Annotated in this window: 15 protein-coding genes and 4 tRNA genes; 15 read left to right on the top strand and 4 right to left on the bottom strand. The window is 59.0% G+C overall.

Features of this window, described 5'->3' with window-relative positions:
- Positions 1–11 precede the first annotated feature (11 nt).
- From uvrC to BX604_RS38225, 8 genes are all read left to right on the top strand, one after another.
- Positions 12–2,057, top strand: coding sequence for an excinuclease ABC subunit UvrC (gene uvrC / locus BX604_RS01875; protein WP_098549321.1), 2,046 nt, complete (start codon positions 12–14; stop codon positions 2,055–2,057).
- 98 nt (positions 2,058–2,155) lie between these two features.
- Positions 2,156–2,743 carry a CDP-diacylglycerol--glycerol-3-phosphate 3-phosphatidyltransferase gene (gene pgsA / locus BX604_RS01870; protein WP_098549320.1) on the top strand — a complete coding sequence of 196 codons (588 nt, stop codon included), beginning with the start codon at positions 2,156–2,158 and terminating at the stop codon, positions 2,741–2,743.
- Between the two features lie 145 nt (positions 2,744–2,888).
- A tRNA-Gly gene (locus BX604_RS01865) sits at positions 2,889–2,964 on the top strand.
- A gap of 52 nt (positions 2,965–3,016) precedes the next feature.
- A tRNA-Gly gene (locus BX604_RS01860) sits at positions 3,017–3,092 on the top strand.
- A gap of 50 nt (positions 3,093–3,142) precedes the next feature.
- Positions 3,143–3,218: transfer RNA gene (locus BX604_RS01855), tRNA-Gly, on the top strand.
- Between the two features lie 101 nt (positions 3,219–3,319).
- Positions 3,320–3,393 (top strand) — tRNA-Cys (locus BX604_RS01850).
- A gap of 170 nt (positions 3,394–3,563) precedes the next feature.
- Positions 3,564–4,763, top strand: coding sequence for a site-specific integrase (locus tag BX604_RS01845; protein ID WP_098549319.1), 1,200 nt, complete (start codon positions 3,564–3,566; stop codon positions 4,761–4,763).
- 67 nt (positions 4,764–4,830) lie between these two features.
- On the top strand, positions 4,831–5,658 hold the full coding sequence (locus BX604_RS38225) for a hypothetical protein (RefSeq protein WP_143747995.1): 828 nt from the start codon (positions 4,831–4,833) through the stop codon (positions 5,656–5,658).
- A gap of 65 nt (positions 5,659–5,723) precedes the next feature.
- Here BX604_RS38225 and BX604_RS01835 read toward each other — a convergent pair whose 3' ends face one another.
- On the bottom strand, positions 5,724–6,077 hold the full coding sequence (locus BX604_RS01835; protein WP_098549317.1) for a helix-turn-helix domain-containing protein: 354 nt from the start codon (positions 6,075–6,077) through the stop codon (positions 5,724–5,726).
- Positions 6,078–6,171: 94 nt separating this feature from the next.
- Here BX604_RS01835 and istA point away from each other — a divergent pair, with 94 nt between their 5' ends.
- From istA to BX604_RS38215, 7 genes are all read left to right on the top strand, one after another.
- The gene (gene istA / locus BX604_RS01830; RefSeq protein WP_217443306.1) at positions 6,172–7,650 is read left to right on the top strand and encodes an IS21 family transposase; all 1,479 of its coding nucleotides are present in this window, start codon (positions 6,172–6,174) and stop codon (positions 7,648–7,650) included.
- On the top strand, positions 7,643–8,440 hold the full coding sequence (gene istB / locus BX604_RS01825; protein ID WP_060091270.1) for an IS21-like element helper ATPase IstB: 798 nt from the start codon (positions 7,643–7,645) through the stop codon (positions 8,438–8,440). The genes istA and istB overlap by 8 nt, the downstream gene beginning before the upstream one ends.
- A 59-nt stretch (positions 8,441–8,499) precedes the next feature.
- Positions 8,500–9,981 (top strand): tail fiber domain-containing protein, encoded by a 1,482-nt coding sequence (locus BX604_RS38220; protein ID WP_143747994.1) that lies wholly within the window; start codon positions 8,500–8,502, stop codon positions 9,979–9,981.
- A gap of 76 nt (positions 9,982–10,057) precedes the next feature.
- Positions 10,058–10,396, top strand: a complete 339-nt coding sequence (locus BX604_RS01815; protein WP_098549315.1) for a hypothetical protein — start codon at positions 10,058–10,060, stop codon at positions 10,394–10,396.
- Positions 10,393–10,668 carry a DUF7940 domain-containing protein gene (locus tag BX604_RS01810; protein WP_098552670.1) on the top strand — a complete coding sequence of 92 codons (276 nt, stop codon included), beginning with the start codon at positions 10,393–10,395 and terminating at the stop codon, positions 10,666–10,668. The genes BX604_RS01815 and BX604_RS01810 overlap by 4 nt, the downstream gene beginning before the upstream one ends.
- Entirely contained in the window at positions 10,658–11,149 is a 492-nt protein-coding gene (locus BX604_RS01805; RefSeq protein ID WP_098549314.1) for a hypothetical protein, read from the top strand. Before BX604_RS01810 ends, BX604_RS01805 begins: the two co-directional genes overlap by 11 nt.
- Entirely contained in the window at positions 11,146–11,448 is a 303-nt protein-coding gene (locus BX604_RS38215) for a hypothetical protein (protein ID WP_143747993.1), read from the top strand. Before BX604_RS01805 ends, BX604_RS38215 begins: the two co-directional genes overlap by 4 nt.
- A gap of 298 nt (positions 11,449–11,746) precedes the next feature.
- Here BX604_RS38215 and BX604_RS01795 read toward each other — a convergent pair whose 3' ends face one another.
- The 3 genes from BX604_RS01795 to BX604_RS01785 all read right to left on the bottom strand — a co-directional run bounded on the left by BX604_RS01795 (position 11,747) and on the right by BX604_RS01785 (position 14,314).
- Positions 11,747–13,054 (bottom strand): radical SAM protein, encoded by a 1,308-nt coding sequence (locus tag BX604_RS01795; RefSeq protein WP_143747992.1) that lies wholly within the window; start codon positions 13,052–13,054, stop codon positions 11,747–11,749.
- Between the two features lie 16 nt (positions 13,055–13,070).
- Entirely contained in the window at positions 13,071–13,739 is a 669-nt protein-coding gene (locus BX604_RS38210; RefSeq protein ID WP_143747991.1) for a hypothetical protein, read from the bottom strand.
- A gap of 191 nt (positions 13,740–13,930) precedes the next feature.
- Positions 13,931–14,314: a hypothetical protein gene (locus BX604_RS01785; RefSeq protein WP_257146266.1), complete on the bottom strand. Its 384-nt coding sequence runs from the start codon at positions 14,312–14,314 to the stop codon at positions 13,931–13,933.
- Positions 14,315–14,338 lie beyond the last annotated feature (24 nt).

The raw sequence follows: 14,338 nt of genomic DNA, 5'->3' as shown, positions 1-14,338 counted from the left end.
CCGGATCACGCATGACATCCCCAGAAGCCGCCGACATTCCGTTCGAACCGAAGAAGATCCTCGCGCAATTGCCGCACATGCCGGGCGTCTACCGCTACTACGACGCAGCGGGCGCCGTGCTCTACGTGGGCAAGGCGCGCGACCTGAAGAAGCGCGTATCGAGCTATTTCACCAAGACGCAGTTGTCGCCACGCATCGCGATGATGGTCACGCGCATCGCGCGCATCGAGACGACCGTCACGCGCTCGGAGGCCGAGGCGCTGCTGCTCGAGAACAACCTGATCAAGGCGCTCGCGCCGCGTTACAACATCCTGTTTCGCGACGACAAGTCGTATCCGTACCTGAAGCTCACCGCGCATCGTTTCCCGCGCATGGCGTATTACCGCGGCTCGGTCGACAAGCAGAACCAGTATTTCGGGCCGTTCCCGAGCGCGTGGGCCGTGCGCGAGAGCATCCAGATCCTGCAGCGCGTGTTCCAGTTGCGCACCTGCGAGGACTCGGTGTTCAACAACCGCACGCGGCCGTGCCTGCTGCACCAGATCGGGCGCTGCACCGCGCCGTGCGTCGGCGCGATCTCGGCGGACGACTACGCGATCGACGTGTCGAATGCCGCGCGCTTCCTGCTCGGCCGGCAGTCGGAAGTGATGAAGGAGCTCGAGCAGAAGATGCACGCGTTCGCCGGCGAACTGAAGTTCGAGCAGGCGGCGGCCGTGCGCAACCAGATGAGTTCGCTCGCGACGGTGCTGCACCAGCAGGCGATCGAGGTCGGCAGCGACAGCGACGTCGACATCCTGGCGGTCGTCGCGCTGGGCGGACGCGTGTGCGTGAACCTCGCGATGGTGCGCGGCGGGCGGCATCTCGGTGACAAGGCCTATTTCCCGACGCATGTCGAAAGTGCGCTGACGCTTGCCGAAGGCGGTCTCGGTGACGACGCCGAGGCGCTGGCGGGCGAGGCTGGCGCGCAGCCGGACCTGCCGACGGAAGACGCGACGGTCGAGGTAGTAGAAGAAGCAGCTGGCACGCGTGGCGCAGCGCCGTCGGTGGAGGCCGAGGTGCTCGATGCGTTCATCGCGCAGCACTATCTCGGCAATCGCGTGCCGCCCGTGCTGGTCGTCAGCCACGCGCCCGCGAGTCGCGACCTGCTCGAGCTGCTGTCCGAGCAGGCCGGCCACAAGGTGTCGATGGTGCGGCAGCCGCAGGGGCAGCGGCGCGCGTGGCTGTCGATGGCCGAACAGAATGCGCGGCTCGCGCTCGCGCGGCTGCTGTCCGAGCAGGGCTCGCAGCAGGCGCGTACGCGTGCGCTCGCGGAGACGCTCAGCTTCGAATGCGACGATCTCGCGACGCTGCGGATCGAGTGTTTCGACATCAGCCATACGATGGGCGAGGCGACGCAGGCGTCGTGCGTCGTCTACCACCATCACAAGATGCAGTCCGGCGAATACCGTCGCTACAACATCACCGGCATCACGCCGGGTGACGATTACGCGGCGATGCGGCAGGTGCTCACGCGCCGCTACGAGAAGATGGTCGAGCAGGCTGCACAGGCGGCAGCGGCCGACGACGCGGCCGGCATCGACGGCGAATCGACGCGACAGGCCGAGGCATCGAGCCTGCTGCCGAACATCGTGTTGATCGACGGCGGGAAGGGCCAGGTCGAGATCGCCCGCCAGGTGTTCACGGAGCTCGGGCTCGACACGTCGATGCTGGTTGGCGTCGCGAAAGGCGAGGGGCGCAAGGTTGGCCTCGAGACGCTCGTATTCGCGGACGGCCGTACGCCGCTCGAGCTTGGCAAGGAGAGTGCGGCGTTGATGCTCGTTGCGCAGATCCGCGACGAGGCGCACCGTTTCGCGATCACCGGGATGCGTGCGAAGCGGGCGAAGGCGCGCCAGACTTCGCGGCTCGAGGAGCTCGAAGGGGTCGGCGCGAAACGCCGGCAGCGGCTGCTCGCGCGGTTTGGCGGGCTGCGCGGCGTCGTTGCGGCCAGCGTCGAGGAGCTGGCGAGTGTCGAGGGCATCTCGCACGCGCTGGCCGAGCAGATCTACAAGCAGCTTCACTGACAGGCCGTGCGGCCGGTTGCCCCTGCGCGCGTTTTGGCGTTCTTGTGGCGGGCCGGTCGACACGGCACAATTGCGAATCCTTTACTGACCCGCATGCCATGCCGTTCAATTTCCCGATTTTCCTGACGTGGGTACGGATCGTGCTGATCCCGCTCGTCGTCGGCGTGTTCTATCTGCCGGACACGGTGATGGGCGGCGCGCACCGCAATATCGCGGCGGCGGCGATCTTCATTCTCGCTGCGCTGACCGACTGGTTCGACGGGTATCTCGCCCGCAAGTGGAACCAGACGTCGTCGTTCGGTGCATTCCTCGATCCGGTCGCGGACAAGCTGATGGTGACGGCGGCGCTCTTGATCCTCGTGCAGATTTCGCGGGTCGATGCGGCGATCGCGTTGGTCATCGTCGGCCGCGAGATTGCGATCTCCGCGCTGCGCGAGTGGATGGCACAGATCGGCGCGTCGAAGAGCGTCGCGGTGAACCAGCTCGGCAAGTTCAAGACCGCATGCCAGATGGTCGCGATCCCGATGCTGCTTTACTACGGCCCGCTGCCGCTCGGCATCGTGACGATCGACACGCGCGGGTGGGGCGAATGGCTGATGTATCTCGCGGCGGTGCTGACGATCTGGTCGATGCTGTACTACATGAAGCTCGCATGGCCGCAGATTCGCGAGCGCGGCGGCGCGTGACGAGGGCACACCCATTCGACCAAGCAGGTTTTTGGAAAAAGGGCTGGAAAAGCCCTTGACATACGAATGTGCCTTCGACATAATCTCGCTTCTCCGCTGCACGACAAAGTAAGTGTGTGACGGGGAAGCAGTAGCGCAGCAATACGCGGGAGTAGCTCAGTTGGTAGAGCGCAACCTTGCCAAGGTTGAGGTCGCGAGTTCGAGACTCGTCTCCCGCTCCAGATTTTTCTGGCGGCGTGTTATACGGCAAAGCGCTGCAGATGCAGGACACATGCGGGAGTAGCTCAGTTGGTAGAGCGCAACCTTGCCAAGGTTGAGGTCGCGAGTTCGAGACTCGTCTCCCGCTCCAGATTTTCTGGCGGCGTGTTGTACGGCAAGACGCTGCATGTGCAGGACAATGCGGGAGTAGCTCAGTTGGTAGAGCGCAACCTTGCCAAGGTTGAGGTCGCGAGTTCGAGACTCGTCTCCCGCTCCAAGTAATGGGGAAGCCAAGCTTCCCTTTTTATTTGATGGACTGATGGTCCTCGAATAAAAAATCTGTCAGTTGTCTTCATGGCATCCGGACAGTCCGCTTTTGGCGCGATAGCAAAGCGGTTATGCAGCGGCCTGCAAAGCCGTTTAGGCCGGTTCGACTCCGGCTCGCGCCTCCAAGTAGAACGAGATAAAGCCCTGATTCGTCAGGGCTTTTCTTTTTTCTGCACATTTCCAAAGATGGAAATGCGTCGCCAAGAGTGGTAAAAAGTCGCCTCTAACCAACCAAAAACCGACGCCAACCACCCGTAGATCGGCTAGTTGGCAATCGAGGCGAGTTGACCAGGGCATGGCGAACAAACGACAGCGGCCGTCGGGCACGTGGGAATACACCATCAAACGGGCGAAGCTTTTACCAAAGCCACTTTCGCTCACGTTCGACACCGAGGAAGAGGGTGATGCGTATGTCGCCCGCCTCGAGCAGCTGCTCGACGCCGGCATCGTGCCGGAAGAGGTCGTGCAGCAGCACGCCTCACTCGCGACCACTGGTGACGCAATCCGGGCCTATTTGCGTCGCGTCTCCGTCCCCGACTCCGACGTCCAGGTACTGAATGCGCTGCTCGGCCGCGAGGCCACAAAGGCGAAGGCGCTGTCTACGCTCGACTACAGATGGGTTGAGCAATGGGTCACGAGTATGAAGCGCCGTGACCATCTTTCCCCGTCGACGATTCGTCACTATGTCGGTGCGCTTGCTCGCTGCCTCGATTGGGTAGTGAGGTCTGGCACGCCGATGCTGGCGACGAACCCGATCCGGCTGCTCCCGAAGCGCTACGCGACCTATACCGAAGAAGACCGCGTCGCGGTTGAGGCACAGGACGTCGACGCGAAGGAGGACGTGCATCGAGATCGCCGACTGAGCGATGACGAGCTAGTGGAGATTCGGCGGTTGATGGGTGGCGGCAAGCCAAAGGGTCGCGAGCGCGCGTTCGAACTACCGTACCGGCCGGCGCTGGTGTTTCTCTTTGAGCTGGGTATAGAGTCCGCGATGCGGATGCGGGAAATGTATACGCTCGCGATCGACCAGTTCGACGTCGGCCGCCGGACGGCCGCGCTCGAGCGGACAAAAAACGGGAGTAAGCGTGCAGTGCCGCTCACGACGGTGGCGATTGCCGCTTACGAGCGCTACGTCGCCGCAGTGACTGGCCAGGATCCCGCGATGGACGGCTTCACCTTTGACGGCGGCCAGCTATTCCCATGGGTGGGCGACATGGAAGCATCGATGCGCGCGGAAGGCGCCCCACTGCTGCGGAGAAAGGTGCTCGCCCGTGTGTCGTCTCGACTATCGGCTCAGTTTGGGCGGATCTTCGACGCGGCGGGCTGCTCGGACCTTGTGTTCCATGATCTCCGACATGAGGCGACGTCGCGGCTGTTTGAGCGGACCACGCTGAGCGACATCCAGATCGCGAAGATCACTGGACACACGAACCCGAAGGTGCTGATGCGGTATGCGAATCTTCGCGGCAGCGACCTCGCAATGCGGTTATGGTAAACGTGAATGATTAAATCCATCTGCTGGCGTAACGTACATTCGAACAATAATCTCGACCGGGGATAAAATGACAATCGTTGTACTGTGGTATAGCAAGAAGCACGATAAATTACTTTGTGCGGCCGATACGAGAATATCGCGTGGCGATTCCGTATCAACGGATAGTGGTCCAAAAATTCTTCCTATTTCCGTGGTATGTCATGAGGAGACTGAAACGGTCGGTGTCCCGACAATTGCAAGACGGGTCACTTATGGCTTTGCATATTCCGGTGCGACTCTTGGAGCAATCAGCACATATTCGCTCGCGAATGTTTTCACTCAGAGCCTGAGCGCAGGTAAGGGGCAAGCGCGGGCTGTCTCGGTAGAGGCCGTCGCGCAGTTATTTGCGAAGGTTGCAAACCACTATTTCACTGATGTCGCAATGAGGTTGGGTAGTAATTCTGATTTCAATGCCGCTTATTTTGAATTAATGGTATTTGGGCACTGTGCCGTGAGCGATGAACTTAAGGCATATAAAATTAAGCCAGTGCGCCGCGCAGATTTATTTGAAATGACATGTGAAAATCTCGTCATCTTTGAGAGGTTCATCAGCATTATGGGGAGCGGTGCGGAGGACTTTGCAACAGTATATATTGAGCTATCCGAGGCAAGGCAAGTGCTTGTGAGTCCTGTTAGTGCTATGAAGGAGCTTTTGAAGCGTGAGCAACGGGCAGATGTTGGAGGTGGGATTCAGTTGGGAATGAGCATGAAGCCCGGATTCCGAATTGTTCCGATACTGGAGGGGATAGCTAATCCTGACGACGTCAAAGTAACTTTTGTGGGGTGGGACTCAGCACAACTGGGAGATGTTGACGGCTACCAAATCGGTTATTTCGGAATGACTTTTGACGACTGATAACAGCTGAAGGTTGGACACTCCACGGGGTGTGGCAATGTCCAAGCGTTCAACGACATATTAGGTCAAATACTTGATTCGCTGGCGATGCAGCCAGGATCAGGTAGATGTGGCAATGGCCTAGCCTTGCGCCCGGGGCGGCGAGGATCTGTTGCTGAAAGTTGCCTGCGAATCGCGCGGTCGACTTTTTGATTGATCACAGTCGAGCTCGACATGATCTGTTCAATTCGTTTCTGAGTTTGCGCCTGTACCTGCTCGCGCAGGTAGGCGACGACGTCATCCTCAAGAAAGACCCATGCGCGTCCAATCTTGGCGCCGAGAATCTCGCCGCGATGCACTATGTCGAGGAGGGTTGTGCGGTCGATCTTCAGGTGTTGATGTCCGCACAGAACTGACCCACTAGAGCTGAAAATTTTCATCGAATTTTGACCCACGTGATTGAATGCCCTGCTCAATCTTTGAGCAGGGGATACAAAGGTGATCACGGTGGGCATATTGGCCAAGATCAGGCGGATGTATTTCCGCGAGAAGGTCCCACTGCGCGAGATTGCGCGGCGTACGGGCCTGTCCCGAAACACGGTGCGCCGCTGGCTGCGGCAGACTGATGCTGTCGAGCCGAAGTATCCGAAGCGCGTCAGCCCGAGCGTCATCGACGACTGGGCCGCACAGCTGACAGGTTGGCTGCGTGCCGACAGTCATCGCCCGAAGCGTGACCGGCGCACCGCCCGGTTCATGTTCGAGGCGATCCGCGCCGAGGGTTACGCCGGCAGCTACGGCCGCGTAAGCGCGTTCGTGAGGCGTTGGCACGAGGAGCAGGCTGAGGCGCCTCGCAGGAAGGCCTTCGTGCCGCTCGCCTTCGAACCCGGCGAAGCCTTCCAGTTTGACTGGAGCTGCGAATACGCGTTTGTTGGCGGGCTACGGCGACGCCTGGAGGTCGCCCACGTCAAACTTAACTCCAGCCGCGCGTTCTGGCTCGTCGCCTATCCCACACAGAGTCACGAGATGCTGTTCGATGCGCACGCCCGCGCATTCGCCGCGTTCGGCGGCGTGCCGCGGCGCGGCATCTACGACAACATGAAGACCGCCGTGGACAAGGTTGGCCGCGGCAAGGAGCGTGCGGTCAACGCGCGCTTCGAAGCGATGTGCAGTCACTACCTGTTCGAGCCGGAGTTCTGCAACCGGGCTGCAGGCTGGGAGAAAGGCATCGTCGAGAAGAACGTTCAGGACCGGCGACGTCAGATCTGGCACGAAGCAGCGCTACGGCGCTGGGAAACGCTGGAGATCCTGAACGAATGGGTCGCTGGTCAGTGTCGTGAGGCGTGGCACATGCGGCACCCGCAGTGGCCTGAGCTGACAGTCGAGGATGTGCTGCAGGACGAGCGTACCCGGCTGATGCCCAATCCACGGCCGTTCGACGGCTACATCGAGCAGACCCTGCGAGTCTCGTCGACCAGCCTGATTCACTTCCAACGCAACCGCTACAGCGTGCCCACCGAGTACACGAACCAGTTGGTGAGCGTGCGCTGCTATCCGGCATATCTCAGCGTCGTCGCCAACGCCCAGGAGATCGCACGCCACGAACGCAGCTTCGAGCGGCACATGACCTTCTACGATTGGCGCCACTACGTCACGCTGGTCGAGCGCAAACCCGGCGCACTGCGCAACGGCGCACCGTTCATCACGATGCCGCAGCCGCTGCAACTGCTGCAGCGGCATCTGCTGAAACACCCGGGCGGCGATCGCGTCATGACGCAGGTGCTCGCTGCGGTGCGCGAACACGGGCTCGATGCGGTGCTGCTCGCCGTACAGGCTGCGCTGGATTCAGGACGCCCCAGCGCAGAGCACGTCCTGAACGTGCTGAGCCGGCTGAAGGCGCCCGTCACGAATGGCAGCCTCGCCACGACGAAACTCCAGCTCAAGGAAGAGCCCGCGGCCGACGTGAGCCGTTACGAGACGCTGCGCGCCAACCCACCGGAGGATCGTCATGTCTAACGATATCGCGGCCCAGCTCAAGGGTCTTAAACTGCACGGCATGGCGAGCACGTGGCCGGAGCTGCTCGCGCAGTCGCGCCACACTGACTTCGAGCCGGAGCGCTTCATGAAGCAGCTGTTGATGGCTGAAACCGCCGAACGGCAGGTGCGCTCGATCGCCTATCAAATGACCGCTGCGCGCTTCCCGGCCCACCGCGACCTGAAGGGCTTCGACTTCGCGCAGGCACACGTCGACGAAGCGCTGGTGCGCGAACTGAGCGAGCTGTCGTTCCTCGAAAGCGCGCACAACGTCGTGTTCATCGGTGGTCCGGGCACTGGCAAGACGCACCTCGCCTCAGCGATCGGAATCGAAGCCGTACAGCGCCACGGCAAGCGTGTGCGCTACTTCTCGACCGTCGAGCTGACCAACGCCCTGGAGCAGGAGAAGTCCATCGGCAAACAAGGCCAGATCGCCCACAAGCTGATGTACGTCGATCTGGTGATTCTCGATGAGCTGGGCTATCTGCCGTTCAGCCAGACCGGCGGTGCATTGCTGTTCCATCTGCTCTCAAAGCTTTACGAGCACACGAGCGTCGCGATCACGACCAATCTCAGCTTCGGCGAGTGGGCGAGCGTGTTCGGGGATGCAAAGATGACGACAGCGCTGCTGGACCGCGTCACCCATCACTGCCACATCGTCGAAACGGGCAATGAATCGTGGCGCTTCAGGACCAGTTCTGCCAAGGCAAAGACAACAAGAAAAAGAGCAGCAAAACCAGCGGGTAACGAAGAGTTATCCACACCGGAATAGATGTACTACGCTGTCTCAGGGTGGGTCAGATTTAGATGAAATCGGTGGGTTAAGACTCGGTGGAAATCAACACTGGTGATCGCATCAAAGCCGCCGCCAAGGTGGACGGATACTGCATGGAATTGCACTTTGGCGGCGCAACGGCACAAGGCGGTCGCCATGCAATTGAGGCGTTTGCAATTCAGGATGCCGTCACAAGCAGTGCCAACCCAGACCGCAATTATGTTGGCATTGCTGGCTCCTGTATTACCTCAACCGGCGACGGCGGCACAGCGGATGATCCGGTGGGGAAGGGCCAGTACTTTGGCTCAAACTTTGTCGGCTACCACAAAGGCGGCCGCTTCATCACGAACGTGACGGCATGCGAATTCAACACCATCACGACCGCATCGGGTGGCAACGAGATCTACATTCACACCGGCATCCAGATTGGGTCGCGTATCGGGGTTCGGGGAATTGCAGTTGATGCGCAAATCAACTGTACAGGCGGTGCTGCGGGCTTGCGTTGGCGAAACGGCTTGATGTTCTCAAGTGCGAACGGTGCCTATTCGTTGGGTAGTGATAGCACCGTAATCTCGGCTGGGTCGCAAGATGGAACTGTACTCCGTGGCATCAAGCTTGTGCCATGCAACGAGTACATTTTGGACTCAGGCGATGTGCGTCTAACCAATAAGAGCTTGCAGCTCGGGGCGCCTGGCGCATCAATCGAGGTTGGCAGTTCAACTGCTGCAGGAAGTTCGTTTATAGACCTTCATTCCGGCGGTTTCCCGGTCGACTACGATGTTCGGATGATCTCAAGCGGCGGGTCGGCTACCAATGGCATGGGAAACCTTCAGCTGCTCGCGGGATCATCGATCACGCTCTCCAGCGCAACGACGGTATTCAGTGGCGCGTTGCGGCCGAGCACTGACGGGACTATCGATTTAGGTGTGGCGAGTTATCGACTCGGTACCATCTTCGCAAAAAACGGGGCGATCAATACTTCTGATCAGCGTGCGAAGGATGGCGTCACGCTGCTCTCCGACGTTCAAAATTCGATCAACGGGACTTCGGTCGAACGGGTCTTCGAGGCATGGGCTGACGTCCGCTATGCAGTTTTTCGATTTATCGATTCGGTCGAGGTTAAGGGTAAGGATGCGCGTTGGCACGTCGGGGTAGTCGCCCAACAGGTCGTCGCCGCATTTTCCGCGCGCGGTCTCGATGCGACGATCTTCGGCTTCCTTTGTCATGACGTGTGGGATGACGAGTACGAGGAATGGGGCGACGAATACCAGGACGTTCCGGCCGTCGTGTCGGATCTAGTGGACAGGTTGGGTGACCCAATCATCACGCAGCCAGCGCAGCGCATTCTTTCTCGCGCGGCTGGTAAGCGACTGATCCGTGCTGCAGGAGATCTGTATGGCATCCGATATGAAGAGTCACACGCCATGGAGGTCGCATATCTGCGTTGGCGACTCGAAAAATCTGACTCTCGATGCGACGAAATGGAGGCACGCATTGCAGCTCTGGAGGGAGAGGCTAAATCGGCAAACGCTACCTAACTGATGACCGTTTCAGTAACGACACGGGCCGCCCATAGGGCGGCTTTTTTATTTGCGATGAGAACAGGGGTAACTCATGAGCACGCCACCGGCAACCGGTCGAAAAGCGGTCGATATGACCGTCAACGTGCAGTCGATGGTTTTCTCGGCGCTCGCAGCCGCACTCGGCGCTACGGCGATGTGGTACTCGCTCGTTGGCCGTGTGCAAACGCTGGAGGAGCACGACAAGCAGCAGGAGGCGCATTTCACTCAAATGGAGCGCGCGCTTGATCAGCAGCGAAACGACGTGAAAGAGCAACTGCGCGGCATCGGCCAGGACGTGAAGGATACGAACGCGAAGCTGGATCAACTGACGCAGCAAATCATCTACAGCTCAGCCGGCAATCGGCCAGAAACGCGGAGGTGGGCGCGATGACTTGGAAAGTAACTTTGGCCGATGACTGGCGGAATCTGCACAAGAGGGGGACGGTCATCCTCTCGTCTGCATTGGCGGCGATTTCCGCATTCGGCCCGGAGATCCGCGATGCATGGCATAGCGTCCCGGACGACCTCAAGGCCGTGATCCCGGCTCATTTTCAGCAGGCAATGGCGTACGCGATCTTGTTCGCGTCGATCGTTGCCGTTCGTTATACCGCCGTGCGTCGTACTTGCCCGGCGGATCGGGGGGGTAAAAGCGATGACGCTTGATCAGATTATCGGGAGTGCGGTGGCGCCCGCATTGAAAATCCTGCCGGCCGCGATGGATACGCCGCAAGCGCGCGTGATGCTGTTGTCGATCGGGCTTCAGGAATCACGCTTCACGTACCGTCAGCAGCTGGGCGGCCCTGCGCGTGGATTTTGGCAGTTCGAGCAAGGAACGGCGCAGTCTCACGGTGGGGTGTGGGGTGTCTATCTCCACGAGGCAAGTCGGTATTGGTTGAGCATGCTTTGTGGCGTGCGTGGCGTTGCATTCAGTCCCGCGTCGATCTACAGCGCGCTCGCAACGGATGATGTTCTGGCGGCGGGTGTCGCTCGTCTGAGCCTGTTTACGGATCCGAAGGTGCTGCCAGCCGTGAATGACGCCGACGGTGGGTGGGCGCTATATACGCGTGTATGGCGCCCAGGTAAGCCGCATCCGGAGACTTGGCCGGGTTATCACCAGCAAGCGGTGAAGGAGGTGCAGTCATGATCTCTGTCGTTCCGCTCATTTTTAAAATCGGACCGTGGCTACTTGCGGCGGCTGGCGTTGTGTTTGGCCTGTTCCGGCATCAACGGGCGAAGGTCGATTCAGCTGCAGCTGATAAGATGGTTGCGGAGGCGAGCGCTCAGGTCGCTCAATTGCAAACGGCAGAGGCTCAGGCTTCAGCGACGGCCATGCAGGCTGGTAGCGATGCTGCAGCTGCGCGCACCGGCATTAATAACGATCTGACCGGAATGTCGGCCGAGGAGGTCCGCGATGAACTGCAAGCCTGGACTCGCCGCAATTAGCGTGGCCGTAGCGCTGGCTGGTTGTGGTACGTGCTCGGGACCGGCATTGCCGCCGGCGCAGGTCGAGACACATACGAAGGTTATCGACAGCGCCTGTTCCTGGACAAAGCCGATCTATCTGGAAAAGACGGATGTCTTGTCCGATTCGACTGCCCGTGCCGTACTCGAGCACAATCGTACGGGCGCAAAGGTTTGTGGTTGGAGACCGCTAGCGAAGTAGATGACGCTCTCGGCCCGCGGTAGCACTGCGGGTCGGGAGCGTCCTTGGTGCGGCCAAGTTTGATGTTTAGCCGAATCGCTATGTAGTCGTGGTGTCAGTCTTCGAGAGCAGTGCAACGGGAAGTTCGATGCGAAGATCGTGGCCACCGATCGTCGCCCATAAGCTTGAGCGACCGATATCCAAGCTCTCTGCTTCTACAACGCCGGAGAAGCCGGTCCTCTCATTTGCCCATTGTGGAGCAGCAAGCGCGATGTCTGGCCTATGTTGTGCGACAGCTAGTTCGTATTCGATGCCGGTTGAATCGCGTAGCCACACACGTGACGGCTCCTTTCCATAGTCGCCAATTGCCCATCCGCGGACGAGCTGCCCGCGCTCCACTTTGCGTACTTCGTCGATCACCGCGTGAATGAAGCGTCCGTCGTTGCCGTTGTCTTGTTCGTCGCTTTCGCGAGCTAGGTCGTCTCGATATAAGACGGGCGTGGAGTTGAAGCGAGCGATCTTGCCTCGCAGCGGTATTTCCTCGCCCGTGCCCGGTCGAAACCTCCGAGATTTATTGCGGGTGTGAGTCATGACAAACAAGAGCCGGTCGACGCCTATTTCCTCAGCAAGTTCTTGCGCGGCGATGATCTCATCGTCCCCGTCGTTGTGAGCGAAGAGGATGTACTTCCAGACGACGGTCTTGGTCGGATCGCCCTTCGTACGCGCAGATGCGCGCCGCATGAACTCGATGACTTGGGATACGTCCCCGCCGATTCGATACTGCTCGTACGACGCTTGATGCACGCCGTCGCACGATACGATCAGTTGTTCGGGAAGAATCTCGGGAAAGCGGTTATCAAAATCGAAGTTTCCGTTCGTGATGACGCGCTGCTTGGTGTTGGGTAGTATGTCCCGCGTCCACTCCATGAACTTTGGAAACTCTTTGTGCGAAAGTGGCTCTCCCTGGCCGCAGTATTCAATCCATTCAACGGCGAGTCCTGAGCGTTGGCACGATTCGAGCATCGCTCGATATTTTTCCGTAGAAAGAACAGCGGGGCCCGGCAGATTCTTCGCCTGCCATAAGCCGTTGCATCCAGGACATTTAAGTTTGCAAGCAAGAGTGGTCTCGACCTGGATCTTCTCGATAGATCTGTCGATAACGCCAGTACGAAGTGAATCTGCGGGGCGAAAGAAGGCGCAGCGTTCGCAGACCAGCGGCCACGGGGCTCGGTCAGCGCTCATCTTGTCGCGCATGCGTTTGAAGTGCCATCCATCCACCAGCGCTGCCATGTCGACATCCGCAGAAGTGGGAATCGAGCCCAAAGTAACTTGCTCGCCGATGTCGTCTTCGCAAACGAAATTGCCGTTCGCCTTCAAGTAGAGCGTTCTTTGTCCTTGGCAATCCATCGCTATCCGCTCCACGTTAAGTCGACAGCTTTTGCGCCATCGTGTTTAGGGCACGGGAAACGCAATCTAGCCCAAAGGTATTTACTGGGTTGTCGAAGGAGTGATCGACCATCTCCGGAGGGTACATCCCTGCGGGCGTTGGTGTGACACCTCGATTGTTCATTTCGTCACGTAAAAGGATGGCATCGGCGCGAAGCATCTTTTTGTAGTGGTGCATCTTCTCTGAAAAGAATAGAGACTGTTTTCGTGACTCCTCCATGAACTTTTCGGGAGTTATATCACTTCTGTCTTGGAAAGTCCGGTTGGTTGAGTAGTTCTTGATCTCAGCGGCAAGAGTGTCAATCTGGCTTGCAATCACGCTGACAGACTTTTGTAGATCGGCGTTTGTCATCCCGGCATATTTGTGAGGGCCGGGCAACTCCATGCCAGTACGCTTTCTCAAATCAAGCAATTCGGCTTGCAATTTGGAAATTTCGGCTTGCGCGTGGTCTTTCGCATCTTTGTAAGATGTTATGCGTTCGTCTCGTGCCGTGAGTTGCTCCCTTAGCCCGTTAATCGTGGACTTTCCGGAGAGTATCCCAACCGTAAATCCAGCAGATATTCCGGCGCCAAATGTCAGTAGGATAGTGTCTGGGTGTGAAACGAGAAAAGGTGTCGTTGATTTTATGAGTTCCATCCAGTCCATATTTTTTCCTTTGGTCTAATTCGGCTCCGGCATTGCTATCGACTGCTGTTCGGATTCACGGTCGATCCCCACCGCCCGAGACTATACACCCGCACAGACTAGGTCGAATCGCTCCGGCCTAGAACGGTTTGAAATTTGTGCTGCGGACTAGAGATCGCTATTTGTGGTCGGCGTGGAGTGCGGTGGTCGCATCACAGAGATATTCCGGCGCGACGCATCTCATCCCGCACAAGCAAGAATAGCTTGCGCCAGTGCCCAAACGCACCCCCGAGATCGCCGTAATCGGCCGTGACTCTGTCGATCCGTTGCCAACAGTTCATGATCTCGTAAAGCGATTTTCGTAGTGCCACGATTTCGAGGATTAGCCGGCGAACCTCCGGATCGTGGTGCGTGCGCCATAGTTGTCGCAACTCCACATCAGTTGGGGCATCGAATTCCGGCATCTGCCGTACTCGCCGAAGACCAGGCTCGCGATACGGAACGAGGTTGCGATCGACCTTTGTTTCCTCGATTGGCACTGGGTCTGCATCAGGAAAGAACCCTGACAGTTGCCGGATGAATTCATCCTTGGTCAACTGAGTGAACGTCCGTACACGAAC

Source organism: Burkholderia sp. JKS000303 (assembly GCF_002563755.1).
Classification (GTDB): Bacteria; Pseudomonadota; Gammaproteobacteria; order Burkholderiales; family Burkholderiaceae; genus Burkholderia; species Burkholderia anthina_B.
The sequence above is the reverse complement of the archived record's forward strand: the minus strand, read 5'-3'. Positions and strand labels throughout refer to the sequence as shown.